We start from the raw sequence: 458 nt of genomic DNA, 5'->3' as shown, positions 1-458 counted from the left end.
TTTGAGCCGCCCCAAATGTGCTCTCTTTCTTAAGAAGCCAGATTGGTAACATGGTAGAAAAATAGTCAATTTCAATTGTATTGTCTTTTTTATTTTTCGTATGTAACGCATGGTAATACGCAATGGCAGCTAAAAAAGTGATGTATGGAATATGACTTGTAATTTTATTATGTAATTTATTAATGTGATTGTTGGCAAGCAATTGACTAGCTGCAATGTCACCTACTAAGAAATAACGCTCTTTCTCTTCACCCTCAATGGTTGTAGAAAGTAAAATGCGCTTCTTAAATTCTTCTGGAGCTGTCACCGCATCTGTAAAGAACGAATCAGCAGCATCTTTTTGCAGTTCGACTACATTCGTTGGGAAATCAAATAGATATCCATCCATAATGTTCATATCGACAGAGTTACCGCAGTCTTTATTAAAGCGTGAAATTTTCATTTATAAACACCTCATT

General features: G+C 35.2%; 1 pseudogene. It reads right to left on the bottom strand.

The features are described 5' to 3' along the window. Positions 1–442 (bottom strand): annotated as a pseudogene (locus SB717_RS33685) (hypothetical protein); the annotation flags it as partial. Positions 443–458: the final 16 nt, after the last annotated feature.

Origin of the sequence: Priestia sp. SIMBA_032, from assembly GCF_046535215.1 — a bacterium.
Lineage (GTDB): Bacteria > Bacillota > Bacilli > Bacillales > Bacillaceae_H > Priestia > Priestia aryabhattai.
The sequence above is the reverse complement of the archived record's forward strand: the minus strand, read 5'-3'. Positions and strand labels throughout refer to the sequence as shown.